At 58.0% G+C, this 19649-nt stretch carries 17 protein-coding genes and 1 tRNA gene; 3 read left to right on the top strand and 15 right to left on the bottom strand.

What is annotated here, in order from left to right:
- Positions 1-43 precede the first annotated feature (43 nt).
- From zipA to ccmA, 11 genes are all read right to left on the bottom strand, one after another.
- The gene (gene zipA / locus R0J87_RS06610; RefSeq protein WP_498885124.1) at positions 44-1942 is read right to left on the bottom strand and encodes a cell division protein ZipA; all 1899 of its coding nucleotides are present in this window, start codon (positions 1940-1942) and stop codon (positions 44-46) included.
- A gap of 658 nt (positions 1943-2600) precedes the next feature.
- On the bottom strand, positions 2601-6101 hold the full coding sequence (gene smc, locus R0J87_RS06605; protein ID WP_498885123.1) for a chromosome segregation protein SMC: 3501 nt from the start codon (positions 6099-6101) through the stop codon (positions 2601-2603).
- A 33-nt stretch (positions 6102-6134) separates the two neighbouring features.
- On the bottom strand, positions 6135-7376 hold the full coding sequence (gene ccmI / locus R0J87_RS06600) for a c-type cytochrome biogenesis protein CcmI (RefSeq protein ID WP_498885122.1): 1242 nt from the start codon (positions 7374-7376) through the stop codon (positions 6135-6137).
- Positions 7373-7843: a cytochrome c-type biogenesis protein gene (locus R0J87_RS06595; protein ID WP_498885120.1), complete on the bottom strand. Its 471-nt coding sequence runs from the start codon at positions 7841-7843 to the stop codon at positions 7373-7375. The genes ccmI and R0J87_RS06595 overlap by 4 nt, the downstream gene beginning before the upstream one ends.
- Positions 7834-8361 (bottom strand): DsbE family thiol:disulfide interchange protein, encoded by a 528-nt coding sequence (locus tag R0J87_RS06590; protein WP_498885118.1) that lies wholly within the window; start codon positions 8359-8361, stop codon positions 7834-7836. Before R0J87_RS06590 ends, R0J87_RS06595 begins: the two co-directional genes overlap by 10 nt.
- A complete protein-coding gene (locus tag R0J87_RS06585; protein WP_498885117.1) occupies positions 8358-10364 on the bottom strand; it encodes a heme lyase CcmF/NrfE family subunit in 2007 nt (668 codons plus the stop codon). Before R0J87_RS06585 ends, R0J87_RS06590 begins: the two co-directional genes overlap by 4 nt.
- Positions 10365-10425: 61 nt before the next feature.
- Complete coding sequence (ccmE, locus tag R0J87_RS06580) at positions 10426-10935, bottom strand: cytochrome c maturation protein CcmE (protein WP_404344885.1); 510 nt, start codon at positions 10933-10935, stop codon at positions 10426-10428.
- Positions 10925-11179 (bottom strand): heme exporter protein CcmD, encoded by a 255-nt coding sequence (gene ccmD / locus R0J87_RS06575; RefSeq protein ID WP_498885116.1) that lies wholly within the window; start codon positions 11177-11179, stop codon positions 10925-10927. The genes ccmE and ccmD overlap by 11 nt, the downstream gene beginning before the upstream one ends.
- Entirely contained in the window at positions 11179-11919 is a 741-nt protein-coding gene (locus R0J87_RS06570; protein WP_498885114.1) for a heme ABC transporter permease, read from the bottom strand. Before R0J87_RS06570 ends, ccmD begins: the two co-directional genes overlap by 1 nt.
- A 14-nt stretch (positions 11920-11933) precedes the next feature.
- A complete protein-coding gene (gene ccmB / locus R0J87_RS06565) occupies positions 11934-12626 on the bottom strand; it encodes a heme exporter protein CcmB (RefSeq protein WP_404345976.1) in 693 nt (230 codons plus the stop codon).
- Between the two features lie 55 nt (positions 12627-12681).
- The gene (gene ccmA / locus R0J87_RS06560; protein WP_498885112.1) at positions 12682-13302 is read right to left on the bottom strand and encodes a cytochrome c biogenesis heme-transporting ATPase CcmA; all 621 of its coding nucleotides are present in this window, start codon (positions 13300-13302) and stop codon (positions 12682-12684) included.
- A 261-nt stretch (positions 13303-13563) separates the two neighbouring features.
- On the opposite strand from ccmA, the gene R0J87_RS06555 reads away from it, so the two are divergent.
- Positions 13564-14022 carry a LexA family protein gene (locus R0J87_RS06555; RefSeq protein ID WP_498885111.1) on the top strand — a complete coding sequence of 153 codons (459 nt, stop codon included), beginning with the start codon at positions 13564-13566 and terminating at the stop codon, positions 14020-14022.
- A 29-nt stretch (positions 14023-14051) separates the two neighbouring features.
- The gene (locus tag R0J87_RS06550) at positions 14052-14675 is read left to right on the top strand and encodes an IMPACT family protein (RefSeq protein WP_498885109.1); all 624 of its coding nucleotides are present in this window, start codon (positions 14052-14054) and stop codon (positions 14673-14675) included.
- Positions 14676-14772: 97 nt separating this feature from the next.
- Here R0J87_RS06550 and R0J87_RS06545 read toward each other — a convergent pair whose 3' ends face one another.
- The 3 genes from R0J87_RS06545 to R0J87_RS06535 all read right to left on the bottom strand — a co-directional run bounded on the left by R0J87_RS06545 (position 14773) and on the right by R0J87_RS06535 (position 18260).
- A complete protein-coding gene (locus R0J87_RS06545; protein ID WP_404465284.1) occupies positions 14773-16095 on the bottom strand; it encodes a sodium ion-translocating decarboxylase subunit beta in 1323 nt (440 codons plus the stop codon).
- A 12-nt stretch (positions 16096-16107) separates the two neighbouring features.
- On the bottom strand, positions 16108-17910 hold the full coding sequence (gene oadA / locus R0J87_RS06540; protein WP_404465282.1) for a sodium-extruding oxaloacetate decarboxylase subunit alpha: 1803 nt from the start codon (positions 17908-17910) through the stop codon (positions 16108-16110).
- A 92-nt stretch (positions 17911-18002) separates the two neighbouring features.
- Positions 18003-18260: an OadG family protein gene (locus tag R0J87_RS06535; protein ID WP_498885107.1), complete on the bottom strand. Its 258-nt coding sequence runs from the start codon at positions 18258-18260 to the stop codon at positions 18003-18005.
- A 127-nt stretch (positions 18261-18387) separates the two neighbouring features.
- Here R0J87_RS06535 and R0J87_RS06530 point away from each other — a divergent pair, with 127 nt between their 5' ends.
- The gene (locus tag R0J87_RS06530; protein WP_404344876.1) at positions 18388-19392 is read left to right on the top strand and encodes a tRNA dihydrouridine synthase; all 1005 of its coding nucleotides are present in this window, start codon (positions 18388-18390) and stop codon (positions 19390-19392) included.
- Positions 19393-19572: 180 nt separating this feature from the next.
- On the opposite strand, the gene R0J87_RS06525 is transcribed toward R0J87_RS06530, so the two are convergent.
- Positions 19573-19649, bottom strand: a tRNA-Arg gene (locus R0J87_RS06525).

Below are 19649 nucleotides of genomic sequence, written 5' to 3'. Positions count from 1 at the left end.
ACCCGCCTTCTGGGGGAAGGCGGGTGTTCGCGCAACGCGGCGTTTAGCGGGCCTGCATATGGCGATGCAGGCGGTGGCGACGCTCAAACTCATGAACACGCTGCCGCGCAAACTCAATGGTTTGTGCCGTCATCACACTACGGTTTTCATCTTTTAGCTCGCCGCCCATGTGGCGTACCACCACCATAGCCGTTTCCACCATCGCCTCAAAGGCAGCCGAGCTATCTACTGCACCGGGCAGCGGCATTAAGAAAGTGATCCCTGGCGTTACGAATTCATCCATCTCTTCAATCGGGAAAGAGCCGGGCTTCAACACGTTCACCATAGAGAACTGCAGCTCGCTATCCGGGCTTTCCGTTTCAAAACGGTGGAACACACCCATAGTGCGGCTGTAACGGAGCCCGCAGGCCATCATCAGCTCGAGCAGCTTGCCGCCATCAAAACCATCTGGGTCTCGCGACAGCACGCTAATCACGATCATTTCATCAGCGTTGCCCAGCGTTTCTTTGGCATGTTCACCATTCACATCGTGGCGAAGGGCTTTTTCCAACGTAGGATGCGCGCGCACCACATTATCCTGCGCCGCGATCTCGTCTTCATACTCAACGTCATACTCGTCGTCAAACGCCTGATAATGCTCTTCATAGCGGCTGGCACGGCTGTCTTCATAACGGTCAAGATCAGGCTCAGCGGGCATTGCCTGCATGGCTTCACGCTTAGCGGCGGCTTCACTAGCAGCCTCATCGCGGGCCTGGGCTTTCTCTTGGGCAATGCGCGCTTTTTCAGCTTCGGCGGCCTGTTTGGCTTCGCGGCGCTGCTCGGCTTCTAGCGCTTTACGCTCAGCTTTTTGCTTGGCGGCTGCTTCAGCTCGCTTGGCTTTCTCGGCTTTTTTGATGGCTTTCTCTTGACGGCGCTCAATAATACGGCGCTTAAAGGAACGGCCAATGCCTTCAAAATCGACTAAACGATACTCGTCGATCTCATCGTCATCTAGCTCGTGATCGCCTGCCGTGTCGGCGCGCAGCTGGCGGCGCTTGGGCGCATCAGACGCATGCTTGGCAAATACAGCATCTTCAGGCTCCGCACGCAGTACTGGCTCTGGATCAAGCGTCGGAACGGGCTCTTCAGCAGGCGCTGTATCCACTTTAGCCGCCACGGGCTCAGGTTCAGTTGCTAATTCAGGCCGTGCTTCTGGTTCTAGCTTAGCTTCTGGTTCTAGATTAGCTTCTGGCTCGCGTTTAGCGGTTGATTCAGCCTGCATAGAGGGTTCCGGCGCTGTTTCAGGCTCCGGTGTCAGCGCTGAGGTTAGCTCTGGTTCTGGCTCGGGCACTGAGTGTTGTGGCTGCGGCTGTGAAGCTGGTTTGACCGTTTCAGCCGCTGGCGCTGGCGCTGGGGCAAGTGTTGCAGAGACAGCGGACTTCGGTGTTGGCCGTGTTGCCGACACCGGCGTTTGTTCTGCTGGCTGGGTAGGTTCTTTTGCCACTTCCGCTTCACGCTCAGCTGTCGCAAAGAGGCTAGGCTCGCGACGCGGCGGCTCACTTTTCTCTGCCACCGCATCGTTTGAACGCAGGGCTGCTGTCTTAGGCTCCGCACGTTCTGCTGAGGGTGCAGATTTGGTGGTCGCTTTTTTAAACGAGCGGCGGAAATCCGACAGCACCTTGGAAGGCCCAGGATGCTCTTGGCGCTCTAATTTGGGCTTGTTACCAAGCCCGCTGTAATCTGCAGGCTTGACCACCCGAGCGCCGCCGTTAGGCAGTTCCCAATTGATTTCGGCTTCTTTCGCCTCGTCGTCTAACTCTTCTAGCTTGGCGGTGGGTAAATCCTTTACCGCTTGGTCTAGCCGGGGTACACGACGCTGACGCTGGAGCCTTCGCACACCGTCGACAACGATCAGCGAAACCAGAGCCAGTCCTAGAATGATTAACCACTCTCTTAATTCCATGTCGAGCATTCCATGGGTCATCTAACCGGTTACTTAGGCGAAGTACGAGGCACAACGCCAGAATATGGGAACCTTCTTATGAATCGATATTTAGCCTCAAGCATAGCGCGGTTGCTACGAAAAGGGCCAATTTTTGCTAATTTTCACACGTTTGAGCAAGTATGAGGGCTTTTTAGGCGAATTTTTCGACCTTATCAACCATCAAAAGTGCCATTTCCGCGTTAATTCATTCTCTGCGGCAGGTGGCTCAGCGCAAAACCCCGTGCGCTGCCTGTCCCTGCTTAGTTCACCTTATTTAAACGTTATGCTAGTGAATGTTTTTCACTATCGCTAGTTTCTTATTAACCCATGACTGCTTAACGACCAGCGTCTAGCGGTAAGGTCTGAGACTAACTTGCCAAGGCTGTCGCTGCACCAAAACGATGCCCGCAGCGGGACCTTGGCAACAAGCTACTGTTCTCAAAGCGTTTCACGCCTAAAGGCTTAACGAAGCCTTTCTTTTACCTAGCGCCTGATCCGCGCAGTAAACACATTGTGTGAAGCGCTCAACGCAAATAAGGAAACTCCTGGGAAGTCGCGTAAGGGCTTTCACAAGAGCTTTCACAAGAGCTGTCATAAGATCTGTCTAAGAGCTTTCTTTTATGGCAACGCGTACGCGCTACTCAACCAGCTCAGCGGCCTCATCAATACCCACGGAAACCAAACGCGAAACGCCGGGCTCTTGCATGGTGACCCCCATCAGGCGCTCGGCGGCTTCCATGGCAATCTTGTTGTGGGTGATATAGATGAACTGCACGCTTTCGGACATCTCTTTCACCAGCTTGGCGTAGCGGCCAACGTTGGCGTCATCCAGCGGAGCGTCGACCTCATCCAGCATACAGAACGGGGCCGGGTTGAGCTGGAAGATGGCAAAGACCAGCGACAGCGCAGTCAGCGCTTTTTCCCCACCGGATAGCAGGTGAATCGTGCTGTTCTTCTTACCCGGTGGGCGGGCCATGATGGCCACGCCGGTTTCCAATAGGTCGTCTCCGGTCAGCGTTAACCAAGCGGCACCACCACCAAATACGCGTGGGAAGAGGGTTTGCAGACCAGTGTTCACCTGATCGAAGGTTTCACGGAAACGCACGCGGGTTTCTTGGTCGATCCGCTTAATGGCACGCTCCAGCGTTTCGAGGGCTTCGGTAAGCTCCGCGTGCTGGGCTTCGAGGTAGTTACGCCGCTCGGCCTGTTGGTCATACTCTTCTATTGCCGCAAGGTTGATCGCCCCCAGGCGGCGGATTTTTTCCGAGGTGCTTTCCAAGCGCTCTTGCCACGCAGGTTCGCTGGCATCGCTGGGCAGCGTACTGGCGAGCGCATCGGCATCGTGGCCCAGTTCCGCTAACTGCTCATCCTGGGTCGCTGCTTTAAGCGCCAGCGCCTGCACGTCCATGCGGCGCTGCTGGAGCTGTTCGCGGCTCTGCTCCAGATTGCGCTCATGCTGCTGGCGGGCTAACTCATCGTTGCGCAGCTGCTCGGCCAGCGCCTGTGCCTGCTGGCGCGTCTCGTTGAGCCGACGCTCCTGCTGTTCGCGTTGATGCAATAGCTCTTCAAGCTCTTCTGCGGCCAGCTCGTCGGGTTCGACCAGCATTTCACGGGACTCTTCCAGCTCAGCAATACGCAGAGAGAGGCGCTCTTCGGTATCGCTTGAGCGGGACTGCTGCGCACGCAGGCTGTCGCGTTCGGCTTTTAAGCGCTCACGTTCCAAGGCCAGCGCCTGCTGCCGCGCTTTGAGCGGGGCATGCTGTTGGTTGAGCTGCTCGCGCTGCTCACGCTGGCGGTGGCGCTGTTCGGCGCTGGTTTCGCGGGCTTCTGCGGCGGTTTCCAGTTGCTCCATAGCCGTGTGCCAACGAGCGCGCTGCTCTTCTAAAGTAAGCGTTAACTCCGCCTCATCTTCTTGCAGTTGCGCCAGTTCGTCGTCCAGCTCCGTGGCGCGGCTGGAGAGATGCTCAAGGCGTTGGGCAAGCCGCTGCTCTTGCACTGCTAGCTGTTGGCGGGTGGCCGCGTGGTCGCGCTCCTGCTCCGCCTGCTGCTCACGGGTCAGTTCTAACGTTTCAATCGTCTCGTTGGCGGCTTCGCACTGTTCATCTAAGAGTGCTAGCGCCTCTTCGGCCCGCTCACGCTCTGCGGCCAGCTCCTCAAAGCGGCGACGCGTCACCAATAGCGCATCGACACCCTCGCCGTTCGACTGCTGGTGCAGCCAACCGCGACCGCGCCATACGCCGTCTTGGCTAACCACGCTCTCACCAACGGCAAGCATAGGCAGCAGCGCTTCGGCCGCCTCGGCGGTATCCACATAGTGAATACTTGCTAACCACTCCGTTAGCGCGCCTGCGCCTTTCACCAAATCGCTGAGGCGATTGCCTGCGCCTGCCGTGGCTGTGGAAGGCGGCGCTTGATCAATCAAGCACCACTCCGTCGCTAGCGCTTCGGGCAGCGCGTTTAGCTGATGGGCGGCTACCAGTCGGGCGTTTAACCAAGGGGCGAGTAGCCAGGAAATAACCCGCTCCCAGCCTTGGCTGACCGAAATGGCTTCACCCAAGCGGGGTGCAGCGGCGAGGCCATGAGCGGCTAGCGTTTCGCTTAGCTGAGGGTCGTGGTCAGCCAGGGCGGCATCCATCAGCGCCTGCAGCGAGGCAAGTTCGCCCTGCTGCTGGCTCAGCGCAGCGCGCTGCTCATCGCGGCAGGTTACCGCTTGCTGGTAGGCGCTTTTGGCACCGCTGTAGCGCTGCTGCCACTGCTCACGCTCCACTTGGAAGGCATCGGCACGTTGGTCGGCTTCTTCCAGGCGGGCTTGGTATTCGGCGTGCTCGTTTTGTAGCGCGGTCATGTCGGCCAGCTCGCCGCGCTGCTGGCGGCGGCGCTGCCCTTCTGCCTGCAGGCGGGCAATACGTTGCTCTAAATCACGCAGTTGGTCTTGGCTACGGTCGGCATCGCGGCTGGCCTCGCGCCAGCGGTTTTCGGCGTCGGCCCACTGCTGTTCGGCGGCTTCCAGCGCTGGCGTTGCGTCGGCCAGGGTTTGCTCGAGCATTTCGAGCTGCTCTTCCAGCGCTTCATGCTCGGGCAGCAGCTCCTCAAAGCGCTCGTCGATCACAGTGAGCCGCTCCTGGTCGCCCTCGCTGACCTGGCGCTGCTCGTCAAGATCCCGGCGCGCGGTGGCAATATCGTTGGCCAGCTGCGCTTCGCGGCTTCGGCGGTGGGCCTGGTCTTGCTCTAAGCGGGCAATGCGCGTGGTGGTTTCATAAAACTGCTGTTGGTGGCGGTCCAACACTTCGGCCAGCTCGTCGTGCTGTTCGCGGGCCTGCTCTAGGCGGGTTTCGCACTGGCGCACGCCAAACACGTCTTTCTCGACGGCAATTTCCAGCTCGCGGACACGGCTCTCTTGGTGAGACTGTTCGGCCCGCAGGGTGCGGCCACGCAGCAGCGCCAGCTCGCCTTTTAAGCGGTACTCCTGCTGTTTGAGCTCTTGGTAACGCTTGGCGGCTTCCGCTTGGCGCTTGAGGCGTTCGAGCTGTTTATCCAGCTCTTCGCGAATGTCGTCCAGGCGCTCCAGGTTCTCCTGAGTACGGCGCATGCGGTTTTCGGTTTCCCGACGGCGCTCTTTGTACTTGGAGATCCCCGCGGCTTCTTCGAGGGTGGCACGAAGGTCATCCGGGCGCGCTTCGATCAGCCGCGAGATCATGCCCTGGCCGATAATGGCGTAGGAGCGCGGGCCTAGGCCGGTACCCATGAACAGGTCGGCGATATCCCGGCGGCGGCACTTCTGGCCGTTGAAGAAGTAGTTAGACTGACCATCCCGAGTCACCAGGCGCTTGACGGCAATTTCAGCGTACTGGGCGTATAAACCGCCCATGCCGCCATCGCGGTTATCGAACTTCAGCTCGATAGATGCCTGCCCCACCGGCTTACGCCCGGTAGAACCGTTGAAGATAACGTCGGCCATGGATTCGCCGCGCAGGGTTTTGGCGGAGGACTCCCCCATCACCCAGCGTACGGCGTCGATAATATTAGATTTACCGCAGCCATTCGGCCCGACGATGGCCGTCATATTGCCATCGAAGGGCACGGTGACCGGATCAACAAAGGACTTGAACCCAACAAGACGAATAGAGGTTAAGCGCATTGCGACCCTTAGCGGCGGTGGCTTTCGTGGGATTTATTCAAAAACACGATTAATAACGACATCAGCCGTATTGTCTTCGTTGATGGCACCTACGCTGACGCTCTCCAAGTCGCCAAACAGGTCGCCCGGCTGCGGCGTGGCCTGCCCAGAGGCAGATACGCGCACTACCAAGCGCGCTTCGCGCACCTGGGAGATTTGCGCTTGCGGCGACATGGCGGCGGTATCGTCCAGCACCACGGTCATGGGCAGCTCAGAAACCTGCGCGCGGATCACTGCCAGCGGCGGCAGCTCGCCGTCGATATCCCGTGCGGTGATAAACACCGTGGCGTCGTCATTGACGTTGTCTACCAGCGCCTCATCCAAGGAGACGTTCACCCGCACCCCTTGGCCCTGCGCCGCTGCGGGGGCCTCCGGCGTTACGCCCATGCGCTCTTGGGCAACGCGAATGCCATCACGCAGCGACTCAGCCGTTTCCGGATCTTCGATGTTAGCAACAGCGCGACGCCAGCGGTCAATGGCCGTTTCATAGTCACCGTTATCGAAGGCGTAGATGCCCAACAGCCCCAGCACAGTGGGCTGACGGGGGTCTAACTCTAGCGTTTCATCCACTAACGCTTGAACATCAGGAGTTAGCTCACGCTCAGCCATGAAGAAGCGGAGCTGCGCCAGCTGGGCGAGCAGCGGTGGAATACGCCCTTCAATGGCAATCAAGCGCTCCAGCGCATCGGCGGCTTTTTCGGGTTGGCCAGTATCGCGGTAGAGCGGAAACAGCGAGCTCCACACGTTGGGGTTGTTGGGCTGACGCTCGGCCTCGGCCTCCATGCGCTCTAGGAACATCGCCATCGAGCCTTCTGGGTCGTTGCGAACCTCCTCTTGGATGGCGTAGAGCGTCAGGTCGCCTTCTGCACCATTCTGCTGGTACCAGAAGGTGCTGGCCCCCACCACGGCAACCATGACCAGCGGCACCACCAGTCGTCCAGCGGTCACGGTTTTTAGCGGGCGCTTAGTTTGGGTGGCAGTGTCTTCCAGCAGGCTGCGCTCTAGCTCTAAACGGTCTTCGTTAAAGCGAGCGTCGTCGATATCACCCCGCTCGCGGGCAGCCTCCAACGAAGCCAAGCGGCGTTGGAAAATCGCTACGTTCTGTTCAGCCGAGGTGTCATTGGCTTCGAAATGATCGAGCTGGTCACGCAGGGTACGGGCACCGCGCATGGGGGCAATTAATAGCCACAGCGCAGGCAGTAACAGTAAGGCAATCGCTATCCAGAGCGGTGTCATGAAGACCTCTCGCGGTTAATCAGGGCATCCAAGCGGGCGCGCTCTTCTGCGCTCAACGCTTTCGCAGACGCATTGCGGCGGGCGCGTACCATCAGCACGACGACCAGCATGCCTAGCACCACCAACCCAATGGGTAGCCCCCACAGCAGGTAGGTGCGGTTTTCCAGGCGCGGGTTGTAAAGGATGTACTCCCCAAAACGCTGCACCATGTGATTGATAATTTCGATATCCGACTGACCGTCTTGAAGCAGCTGATAGACCCGTTCGCGCATGTCGCCAGAGATCGGCGCGTCAGAGTCATCGATAGCCTGGTTTTCGCACAGCGGGCAGCGCATGGAGGCCGTGAGGTCACGGTAGCGCTGCTCCATCACCGGGTCTTCAAACTCGCGGAGTTCAATGCCTGCCGCGACAACGCTGCCCGCCAGCGTTAGCAAGACAGCAGCGAATATCCAACGCATTAACGCCATTTTCCCACCTCCGGCAGGATGCGCTCGCGAACGTCTTCAGGCGATACGTAGCCTTTATGGTGGTAACGAATGACCCCGTCGGCATCCACCAAAAACGTTTCCGGTGCGCCGTAAACGCCGAGATCAAAGCCCAGGCTGCCTTCAGGGTCGAAGACGTTCACTTCAAAGGGGTCGCCAAACTCGCTTAAAAACTCCAAGCCTTTCTCGCGGGTATCCCGGTAGTTGATGCCCACCATACGGATGCCGTTATCAGCGAGTTCTAACAGCTGCGGCATTTCCTGCTTGCAGGCGGGGCACCATTCGCCCCATACGTTGACGAGCGTGACCTCCCCTGTCAGCAGCGATTGATCCACCTGACGGTTGGCATCTCGCAACGTGGTGGCTTCGAACGCAGGAAAATCCCGCGCCATCAGCGCCGAATCCCGTTGAGAAGGGTCGCGCCCCAACCCCTGATAAAGAAACAGCGCGATGCCCACAAAACCGATGGGTAAAAGAAGCAGCAGCAGGCGTCGTGTCATACCGTGGCCTCCTGTGACGGAGCTTGATCAATACGTGAGGATGCCGGTTGGCGAGCGGCTGCGCGGCGGTAGCGTTTATCCGCGACGGCCAAGATGCCGCCGAAGGCCATGAGCAGGCCGCCTAACCACAGCCAGCGCACAAACGGCTTGTACTGGACGCGCATGGCATAGCTGCCGTCGCCCAGGTCTTCACCCATGGCCACATAGAGGTCGCGGAACAGACCGGGACGCAGCGCGACTTGGGTCATGGGCATGCCGGTGGCGAGATAGAGGCGCTTCTCCGGGCGCATTACAAAGCTGCGCCCATCTTCCCCGTGCTGTACCTGAATGATCGAAGTATCGGCCAGGAAGTTCGGGCCGCGACGGTTGGTGAGTTCCGTCATGGTGAACTGGTAGCCCGCCACTTCCACGGTGGAGCCCGGCGACATGCGTACGTTGCGTTCGATGTTGTAGTTCGAGACGACGGCAACGCCCACGATGGTCACCGCAATGCCCACGTGGCCCAGCACCATTCCCCAGTAAGAGAGCGAGAGCTTACGCAGCCCGGCGACAAACGAGCTGGCGTGGCGGGTCTTGTCGAACAGGTCGCGCACCATTGGCAAGACGATCCACAGCGCAGAAATAATGCCCAGCGACACCCACAGGTTCCACTCGCCGCCGTATAACAACGGCATGGCAATTCCCAGCACGATGGCAGCGGCCGCCGCGAGACCTAGCTTACGCCACAGCTCCCGGCCACTCATACTTTTCCAGCGCGCAATGGGCCCAAGCCCCATGAAGACACACATCACCACGGTGAGCGGCACAAAGAGCGCATTAAAGTACGGAGGGCCCACGCTGATTTTACCCAGGCCCAACGAATCCAGAATCAGCGGATACACTGTGCCCAAGAGCACCGTGACGGTCATGATGACCAAAATGATGTTGTTGATCAGCAGCAGCGAATCCCGCGAGAGCCAGTTAAAACCGACCTTATGGCTCACCCGCGGCGCGCGCAGGGCAAACACCAGCAGTGATAGCGTGACGTTAATCGCCAGCAGCATCAAAATGAAGAAGCCACGCGAGGGGTCGTTGGCAAAAGCGTGCACCGAGGTGAGGACGCCAGAGCGCACCAGAAAGGTGCCCATCAACGATAGCGAGAACGTCGAGATCGCCAGCAGCACCGTCCAGCTTTTGAACGAGCCGCGTTTTTCGGTCACCGCCAGCGAGTGAACAAGTGCCGTACCCGTTAACCAAGGCAATAGCGAAGCGTTCTCCACCGGGTCCCAGAACCACCAGCCGCCCCAGCCAAGCTCGTAGTAGGCCCACCAGCTGCCGAGTGCGATTCCCACGGTGAGAAACGCCCAGGCCACGTTGGTCCAGGGGCGTGCCCAGCGGGTCCAGGCGGCGTCTAAGCGCCCGCCCAGCAGGGCGGCAATCGCGAAAGCAAACACCACCGAAAAGCCCACATAACCCATGTAGAGCATCGGCGGGTGAACCACTAAGCCAAAATCCTGCAGCAGCGGGTTCAAGTCCGCGCCATCCTGCGGCATGTTGGGCAGCAGGCGTTCAAAGGGGTTGGAGGTCATGAGAATGAAGAGCAAGAAGCCCACACACACCATGCCCATAATGCCCTGCACCCTGGCCACCATGTCGCGGGGTAAGTCGCCCGAGAAGACCGACGCCGCATAACCCCAGCCCGCTAGCATTAAGCTCCACAGCAGCACCGAGCCTTCATGGTTTCCCCACACCGCGCTGAACTTGTAGTACCAGGGCAGCAGCGAGTTGGAGTTATTAGCCACGTTGGCGACACTGAAATCATCCAGCATGTAGCTGGCGGTTAAACAGACGTAGGCAATGGCCACGAACAAGAATTGGCCGGTGGCCATGGGTCGGCCATAGGCCATCCACAGCGGGCGACGGGTCGCTGCCCCAGCAAGCGGCATTACGGCCTGGACAACCGCCATTAATAGCGCAATGACCAGGGCAAAGTGGCCAATTTCAGGAATCATTTTGATTAGCATGAGCGCTCCGGATTCGCATTAGGCTTTATCGCTTGGGTACGGTGAAAGTAGCGATACGCCGTTAATAGTCACTTGCTTGTGGAACGCCCTGCTCTTCTAGGCGCTTGCCCACTTCGGCGGCTTTCGCTTGAAAGTCGGCCGGGGAGTAGCCTGCTTCTTCCAGTGCCTGTGCCACTTCGGGCGGCATGTAGTTTTCATCATGGCGTGCCAACACCTTGTCGGCGTAGAGGCGGCCATCTGCTTGTAGCTCACCCACCACCACAACGCCCTGCCCTTCGCGGAACAGGTCCGGCAGAATACCGCTGTAGTAAACCTCTAGATCATCCACGTAGTCAGTCACCACGAACTCAACATCCAGGCTTTCCGGGTCGCGGGACACAGAGCCCTCTTTGACCATGCCACCGGCGCGAATTTGGCGCTCCATGGGGGCATCACCTTGGGCAATTTGTACCGGGCTGAAAAACAGATTGATATTGGCGCGCAGCGCATAAAGGGTAAGGCCCACCGCAATGGCGGTGAGCGACAGCAACCCTAAGATGACAAACAGCTTCTGTTTACGTTTAGGCGTCATGGTGAACGTCCTTCTGAGCAGAGTTAACTGGCTCTTGCGGGGGCTGCGCGTGCGATGGCTGAGCGTTGCGCTGGGCATTTTCACGACGAACCCGGCGCTTTACCACGTTCAGTAGCTGGCGGCGTTCCTGACGTGCGTGCCACACGATCACTAGCATCAACAGCGCAGTGACTCCCCAGGCAGCCCACACGTAAACCGCGTGGCCGCCCATGGCAAAAAATTCGTTTAGCGAGGAAAAGGCCATTAGTTCGCCTCCTCGGCAAGTTCGCGCACCCAGCGCTTATTGGCTTCACGACGCAGGATTTCGCTGCGCGTGCGCATCAGCGTTAGGGCAATAAAAAAACTGTAAAAGCCCAATACCATGATCAGCAGCGGTGCCCACATGTCCATGGTCATGGCAGAGCGCCCTGTAATCGTGAAAGTGGCGGGCTGATGAAGGGTGTACCACCAATCCACTGAGTACTTAATAATCGGAATATTGATCACGCCAACCATAGCCAGCACCGAGGCTGCCCGAGAGCCGCTATCGCGGCTGCTAAACGCACCGCGTAAGGCGATCACGCCCAGGTAGAGAAACAGCAGAATCAGCATGGAAGTAAGCCGTGCATCCCACATCCACCAAGTACCCCAGGTGGGTACGCCCCACACGGCCCCTGAAAACAGCGCCACAAAGGTCATCGCGGCACCCAGCGGGGCCATCACGGTGGCGGCCATATCCGCTACCTTGATTTTCCACACCATAAACACCAGCCCGGAGACCGCCATGGAAACGAAAATAGACTGAGCTAAAAACGCCGCAGGAACGTGTACATAGATAATTCGAAAGCTATTGCCCTGTTGATAGTCTTCAGGTGCAAATGCCAGACCCCAGATGGTGCCCACCACCAGCAGCAGCGCTGCGGCCACCCAGAAGATCGGCTGCAGCTTGGCACTGATGGCATAAAACCACTTGGGTGATCTTAGTTTGTTGATAAAGGCCCACATGGTGTTCCCGTCCTCTAACCGTTAATGCTGATGCGTAGCGATGCGGCGATTGCCCAGGGCGCTAGCATTAGCGCAAGTGCTAATAACGCCCCTAAAATCGCCAGGTGCGCGGCAATGCCTTCGCCAAAAATAGCGGCCTGTACCGCACCTGCGCCGAAAATCAGTACCGGGATATATAGCGGCAGTACCAGCAAAGAGAGCAGTACGCCCCCACGGGCTAGCCCTACTGTTAACGCTGCGCCAATCGCGCCAATCAAGCTTAAGCTGGCCGTACCCAGCGCTAGCGAAATCGCCAGCACGGCATAGCTTCCTGCAGGCAGTGACAACATGATGCCCAGCAGCGGTGCCATCAGTGCCAGCGGCAAACCTGTTAACAACCAATGCACCGCCACTTTGGCCAACCCCAACGCCGCTAGGGGCTGAGGGGCCAGTAACAGCTGCTCCAGGCTGCCATCGTCATAATCGCTACGAAATAGGCTATCTAGCGACAGCAGCGCTGCCAGCAGCGCTGCCACCCATAAAAGCCCTGGGGCGATCGTGGAAAGCAGCTCTGGGTCCGGTGAGATACCAATAGGAAACAGGGTAATCACCAGCGCAAAGAACACCAACGGGTTTAGCACTTCGCCACGGCGACGCAACATCAGGGTAAGGTCGCGTTTGAGGGTTGCCTTTATGGCCACCATCAAACCGCCCTGGGGTGCATGCATAGCCACCTCTGGGGTGCTCAGTTGAGCGTGTGAACGTTGCAACGCTGTCTCCTTCTTACCCCAGCTGGATACGCCTAAGCACGGATGACTCGGTTAACGCATGGTGGGTCGTCACAATCACGCAGCCGCCCGACTGCGCATGCGCTACCAGCTGCGTCTCTAATGCCGCGACACCTTGGCGGTCAATCGCCGTGAAGGGTTCATCCAGTACCCAGAGCGCGCGCTGGGTGAGCGTTAATCGCGCCAACGCCACACGCCGCTGCTGGCCGGCTGAAAGCTGCCCGGCGGGAATATCCTCAAAGCCAGCCAGTCCAACACCAGCAATCGCTGCCTCGCGTGCGGACTCACTGCCTTCTTCACCGCTAAGCGCTTGATACCAAGCTAAGTTCTCAAGCGGTGAAAGGCCTGCTTTCACGCCGGGGGCATGCCCTAGATAGAGTAAATTTGCGAGAAAATGTTCACGGGCTTGGCGCATGGGTTCGCCATTCCAGTAAAGCTCGCCACGGTAATCGGTTAATTGGCCGGAGAGTATTTTCAGCAGGGTCGTCTTGCCGCTGCCGTTGGGGCCTTCAATGCGCACGATCTCGCCGCTTTGAATATCGAGATCGAGCCCTTCAAACAGCCAACGGTCGTCACGTTCACAGGCCAATTGTCGGGCTTGCAGGCACAGGCTCAAAAGACACTCCAGGCACATTGATTTTGGGTCGAACTCTACACGGAAAGGCCCTTTCCCGCCAGTCGCGCTCTGCGGTCTTGGGTCGCAGCGTGACTTCGCTTAACGCGCACTTAAGAAACCCAGGGGTAAGACAGCACTAGCACTGTATGCAAAAACAGGCTTATACTGTAACCACTGTATGAATAGCCATACCAGAATAAAACCACAGCTATTGACTCAATCAAACGCCTTGGCAACGGGCGCTGCATGGGAGAACACACTATGACGATTTGCCTACCCACACAGGTAACGTCTCACGTACCTTCTCACGTACTTTCTCACGCCACCTCGCAAACTCCATCTCAGCCGATGGCGCTACATGCGTCACGGCAACGCGTAGCGCCTTTGCACACTCGCCAAGCATCCACGCCCCACACCGTTACCCGGCGCAACACGTATGCGCTGCGTATTCGCGGCGACCGAATGCATAACTGCAACCTCTTCGATGGTGATGTGATTATTATCCATCGCCACCAGCACGACGCCCACCAAGAAACCGCCGTGGCTACCATTAATCAACGGGAAGTGGCGCTAAAACAGCTCTCGATTAGCCGCCTAGGCATTCACTTATGGCCTGAAGATGCAGCGATGCCCGAAGTCTTCCTGCATAATTGTGATATCCAGGTGCTGGGCATGGTGATGGGCGTGGCTCACCACGCGACTGAGACCCGGCATCATTAACAGGTTACCCACTCTGCCGGGAGCACTATTTGCGTTATCGAGTCCCTGATTTAGCCCCTGACACATGGCACACCGCCGAGATTGACGTTGAAAAGAGCCAGTTTCTGGTTTGGATGTGCCATGCACCCGACACGGCAGCCTTTGACGCCTTACTGCAGGCCGCCAAAGCCGCCCACCCTAACGCTAGCCATCACTGCACCGCATTTGTGGCAGGCCCACCTGGTGAGCAAACCCATATCGGCTTTTCTGATGATGGCGAACCCGGCGGCACGGCCGGTCGCCCCATGTTTCAGGCGCTGCAGGGCAGCCAAATAGGCCAGATTGGCTGCGTGGTGATTCGCTACTTTGGCGGCACTAAGTTAGGCACAGGCGGTTTAGCACGGGCCTATGCTCAGGCAGTCAACGCAGGGATTGAAACGCTTCCCACCCGCGATGTTGTTGAGCGAGACAGCTACTGTTTTAGGGTCAGCTTTGCCCAAGAGGCACAAGCCCGCGCCTGGTGCGACGAGCAATCATTGCCAGTTGAAGAAGCAAACTACGATGGCGAAGGCGTTAGCTTGACCATTGGCTGGCCTAAAGATACAGCGCTGGAAATCAGCGGATTGGAGAACCGTCTAAAAACGACGATTGAGATACAGCAGACCAGCTCCTAGCGCGCATAAAAAACGCGGTTTACGCGAGTCGTTACTCGGTAAACCGCGTTTTCACAGGGGCGAGACAGCGCTTATCCCCGGTACTTATCCTAAGTACTTATCCCAAGTACTTGATCATGACCCCTGCCGCTACCGCTGAGCCAATGACACCCGCGACGTTCGGGCCCATGGCGTGCATCAGCAGGAAGTTATGCGGGTTAGCTTCCAACCCTACTTTATTGGCCACGCGCGCCGCCATCGGCACAGCGGAAACACCCGCCGCGCCAATCAGTGGGTTGATGGGCATTTTGCTGACCAGATTCATCAGCTTCGCCATCAAGACACCGGCGGCGGTACCGATACCGAAAGCCACGATCCCCAGGCCGAGAATGCCCAGCGTCTCAAACGCCAGGAAGCTCTCCGCCATCAGCTTAGAACCCACCGACAGACCCAGAATGATCGTGACGATATTGATCAGCGCGTTTTGCGCGGTATCGGAGAGGCGCTCCACTACCCCACACTCACGCATCAGGTTACCGAAGCAGAACATACCCAGCAGCGGCGCTGCGTCCGGCAGAAACAGCGCGACAGCAATCAACAGCATCAGCGGGAAGACCACTTTTTCGAGCTTAGAGACCGGACGCAGCTGCGTCATGGTGATCTTGCGCTCTTTTTCAGTGGTCAACAGACGCATGATGGGCGGCTGAATCAGCGGCACCAGGGCCATATACGCGTAGGCGGCGACCGCAATGGCCCCCAGCAGTTCCGGCGCAAGCACGCTGGAAACGTAGATGGAGGTAGGGCCATCCGCACCGCCAATAATACCGATGGCCGCGGCCTGATTAAGCGAGAAGTCCATCACGCCCATCGACGTTAGCAGCACCGCCCCAAACAGCGTCGCAAAAATGCCGAACTGCGCAGCGGCACCTAAGAACAGCGTGCGCGGGTTGGCCAACAGCGGGCCAAAATCGGTCATCGCCCCAACGCCCATAAAGATCAGCAGCGGCGCAATGCCCGACGCAATGGCAACGCGATAGAAGCTATAGAGCATGCCATCGTTATAACCCACGTTCATGGCAACATCTTTAGCTGCACGCAGCTGATCCGGCGCTGCCGAATCGTGCGCGATGGCCTTCAACGTCTCACGCCAGCTCTCAACCCCTACCAGCGGATCTAGCGTTGCGCCCAGCGCTGCCGCAACCTGCTGCAGCACAGCAGGCTTCGCCACTTCAATGGCTTGATCCAACGCCGAAATCGCCAGCCCCGCTTCTGGAATATTGGCGAGAATGCCGCCAAAGCCAATCGGTACCAACAGCAGCGGCTCAAACTTCTTGTAGATCGCCAGATAGAGCAAACCCAGCCCCACCAGGATCATGGCCGCCTGGCCAAGCTCCAGGTTGTAAAGCCCGGAGCCCTCCCACAAGGTGATTAATTTATCCATTCCCGAATGCCCTTAAAGCTCAATCAGCGCGTCGCCAACGGAGACGCTGTCGCCTTCGCTGACGTTCACTTTCGATACCGTACCGGCGCTGCTGGCACGCACTTCGGTTTCCATCTTCATGGCTTCAAGAATAATTACCACGTCACCTTCGGCTACTTGATCGCCTGGGCGAACATTCACCTTGAAGATATTACCAGCTAGCGGTGCATCGATGCTTTCACCGCTTGGCGCTGGGGCGGCCGCCTCAGGCTGTGCAGCGGGCTGCTCCTGAATATCGCCAATCTCTCCACCTTCTGAAACTTCCACCACGTAAGCTTTACCATTGAGCTTCACGGTGTAGGTTTCCGGACCACCGGCAGGCGCAGGCGCCGCGGCGGGAGCCTCTGCCTTAGCTGGGGCAGCTGCCTGAGGCGCCTCGGGCGCTGGCTCAAAGGCGTCTTTGTTGTCGCGGTTTTTAAGGAATTTCAAGCCAATTTGCGGGAACAGCGCGTAAGTCAGTACGTCATCAACCTCTCGCTCATTTTCAGCGAGGCGGATGCTGTCAGCGCTGGCTTTCTGCTTCAGCTCAGTGGCGAGCTTGTCCATTTCAGGAGCAAGGTTATCTGCTGGACGGCAAGTGATCGGCTCACCGCCTTCTAACACGCGCTTTTGCAGTTCAGCGTTGAAGGGTGCCGGGGCAGAGCCGTATTCGCCTTTCAGCAGCGCCTGTACCTCTTTAGAGATCGACTTGTAGCGTTCGCCCATCATGACGTTCATGACCGCCTGGGTACCTACAATCTGCGAGGTCGGCGTCACCAGCGGAATAAAACCGAGGTCTTCGCGTACGCGGGGGATTTCGCCCAGCACGTCGTCCAGCTTGTCGCCAGCGCCCTGCTCTTTTAGCTGGCTTTCCATGTTGGTCAGCATGCCGCCGGGAACCTGGGCCACGAGGATGCGCGAATCAATACCGCGCAGCGAGCCTTCAAAAGAAGCGTACTTTTTGCGCACTTCACGGAAGTAGCCGGCGATATCTTCCAGCAGCTCCAGGTCTAGCCCAGTGTCGCGGTCGGTATCTTTCAGCATGGCAACTACCGACTCCGTCGGGCTGTGGCCATAGGTCATCGACATAGAGGAGATGGCGGTATCGACGTTATCAATCCCGGCTTCAACGGCTTTCAAAATGGTCGAGGTAGACAAGCCTGTGGTCGCATGACAGTGCAGGTGAACCGGAATAGAGAGCTCTTTTTTCAGACGCGTGACCAGGTCATACGCCGTGTACGGCGTGAGTAGCCCCGCCATATCCTTGATAGCCAGAGAGTCTGCGCCCATTGCGGCAATGGTCTTAGCAAGATCTACCCAGCTATCCAGGGTATGTACCGGGCTTACCGTGTAAGAAATGGTGCCCTGCGCATGACCGCCCACCTGACGGACGGCCTTGATGGCGCGTTCCAGGTTGCGCGGGTCGTTCATGGCATCAAATACGCGGAACACATCAACGCCATTAGTTTTGGCGCGCTCAACAAACTTATCGACCACATCGTCAGCGTAGTGGCGGTAGCCCAGCAGGTTCTGGCCGCGCAGCAGCATCGCCTGAGGTGTGTTCGGCATGGCCTCTTTGAGGGCGCGAATACGCTCCCACGGATCTTCCCCTAAATAACGGATACACGCATCGAAAGTCGCACCGCCCCAGGTTTCAAGAGACCAGTAGCCGACTTTATCCAGCTTTTCGGCGATAGGAAGCATGTCATCTAAGCGCAGACGCGTAGCAAACAGCGATTGGTGCGCATCGCGCAGCACAACATCAGTGATTCCCAGAGGACGTTTTGTTTCATTCATGGTCGTGGCTCACAGTTTAGCGTTATGGATTTGTAGTAAATTTAACAAAAAAATAGCAATTAGAGCGAAATAGGCACACGAAAGCGTGCGTCTTACAAACGGCGCGACGAGCGATAACGATGCACTGCAGCACTAATCACTGCGACGACTTCGTCATTTTGACCGTTACTGGCGGGAGTTTTCGCACTATTTCGGCCTGTAGGCGCTGCCACCGGAGCAGGCTGAAAGCGGTCGATCAGCTTTGACATCAGCGTCACGCTAACAACCAAAATAGTAAGAAAAACAAAAACAAAGCCCATACCCAGGCCCATTAAAGCAAGCCCTTCTTGGAGCAAGTCTGACCCCTGCATAGCGTGCTCTCCTTGTTTTGTAGAGTTATTGGCACACCAAACGCCTCTAACGGCGCTTGGCGCAATAAGGGTAATACACTAACCTGCCACATCCAGGATAGAATGCAATCGCGCCATAGTGGAAGTCATGGTTGTTAATTTACTACATAAAGGCAAGATCGGTCTCGCACCGATGGAAGGCGTCATCGACGCGCTCACCCGCGACCTGCTCACCCGTCGGCCCGGTTTCGACTGGTCCGTCACGGAATTTGTCAGGGTGGTGGATACCCGCCTTCCCCCACGCGTGTTTTATAAACACTGCCCAGAACTGACCGAACGCCCGGTGGCAACACCGAGCGGCGTCCCTGTTCATCTACAGCTCCTAGGCTCTGCTCCACAGGCACTGGCTGATAACGCACGCCAAGCGTTGGCACTAGGGGCCATCAGCGTTGATCTGAACTTTGGCTGCCCTGCCAAACTGGTGAACCGCCATGATGGCGGCGCTTCGCTGCTGCGCCAACCTGACCGCGTTTATCAAGCCGTGAAAGCGGTCGCAGAGGCGCTAGATGGCGAAATACCCGTCACCGCCAAGATTCGCTTGGGGTTCGCCAATCGCCGCCTAGCGGTGGCCTGTGCCCAAGCCACCGAAGCGGGCGGCGCGGCGCGCCTGGTTGTCCACGGACGCACTCGGGATGAAGGGTACCGCCCACCGGCGCACTGGGAGTGGATTGGCAAAGTGCGCCACCACGTTTCCATCCCGGTGGTGGCCAATGGCGATATTTGGACGCTGGAAGATTACTGGAAAGCTCGCACGCTATCTGGCTGTCGCGATGTGATGCTGGGGCGTAGCGCATTAGCGGACCCCTGGCTTGCCCCGCGCATTCGCCATTGGCAGCAAACCGGCGAACGCTTGGCGGAAACCACCTGGGAAATGCGCGCCAGCGTGCTGCAAGAGTATGCTGCCCTCCAGCGCCAGCATCTTCCTGATCGCGTGGTCGTGTCACTGGTGAAACAGTGGCTTGCACAAATGCGTCAGGGCAATGCCGAAGCGAACCAACACTTTCAGCGTCTGAAACGCCTCACCGACCTCGACACGCTTTTAGATAGCCTGGTACAGCAAACGACAGCTACCAGCCCTTACGAGACCGCCTGAGGCCACACAGACCCATCCAGCGCTGCCTTTTACTACCGCGCCTAAACGCCAGCCAAAAAAAAGCGCCCTTCCGCAAATTGCGGGGGCGCTTTACACGATCGCAAGACTAACGCGCGAGCCACGATAGTCAGGCTAGAAAGCAGAAAACCCGCTCTCCTATGAGAGCGGGTTTTTAGAATCTGGCGCGCCCGGGAGGATTCGAACCTCCGACCCCCTGATTCGTAGTCAGGTACTCTATCCAGCTGAGCTACGGGCGC

The organism is Halomonas sp. SIMBA_159, from assembly GCF_046536035.1.
GTDB classification, from domain to species: Bacteria; Pseudomonadota; Gammaproteobacteria; order Pseudomonadales; family Halomonadaceae; genus Vreelandella; species Vreelandella venusta_A.
The sequence above is the reverse complement of the archived record's forward strand: the minus strand, read 5'-3'. Positions and strand labels throughout refer to the sequence as shown.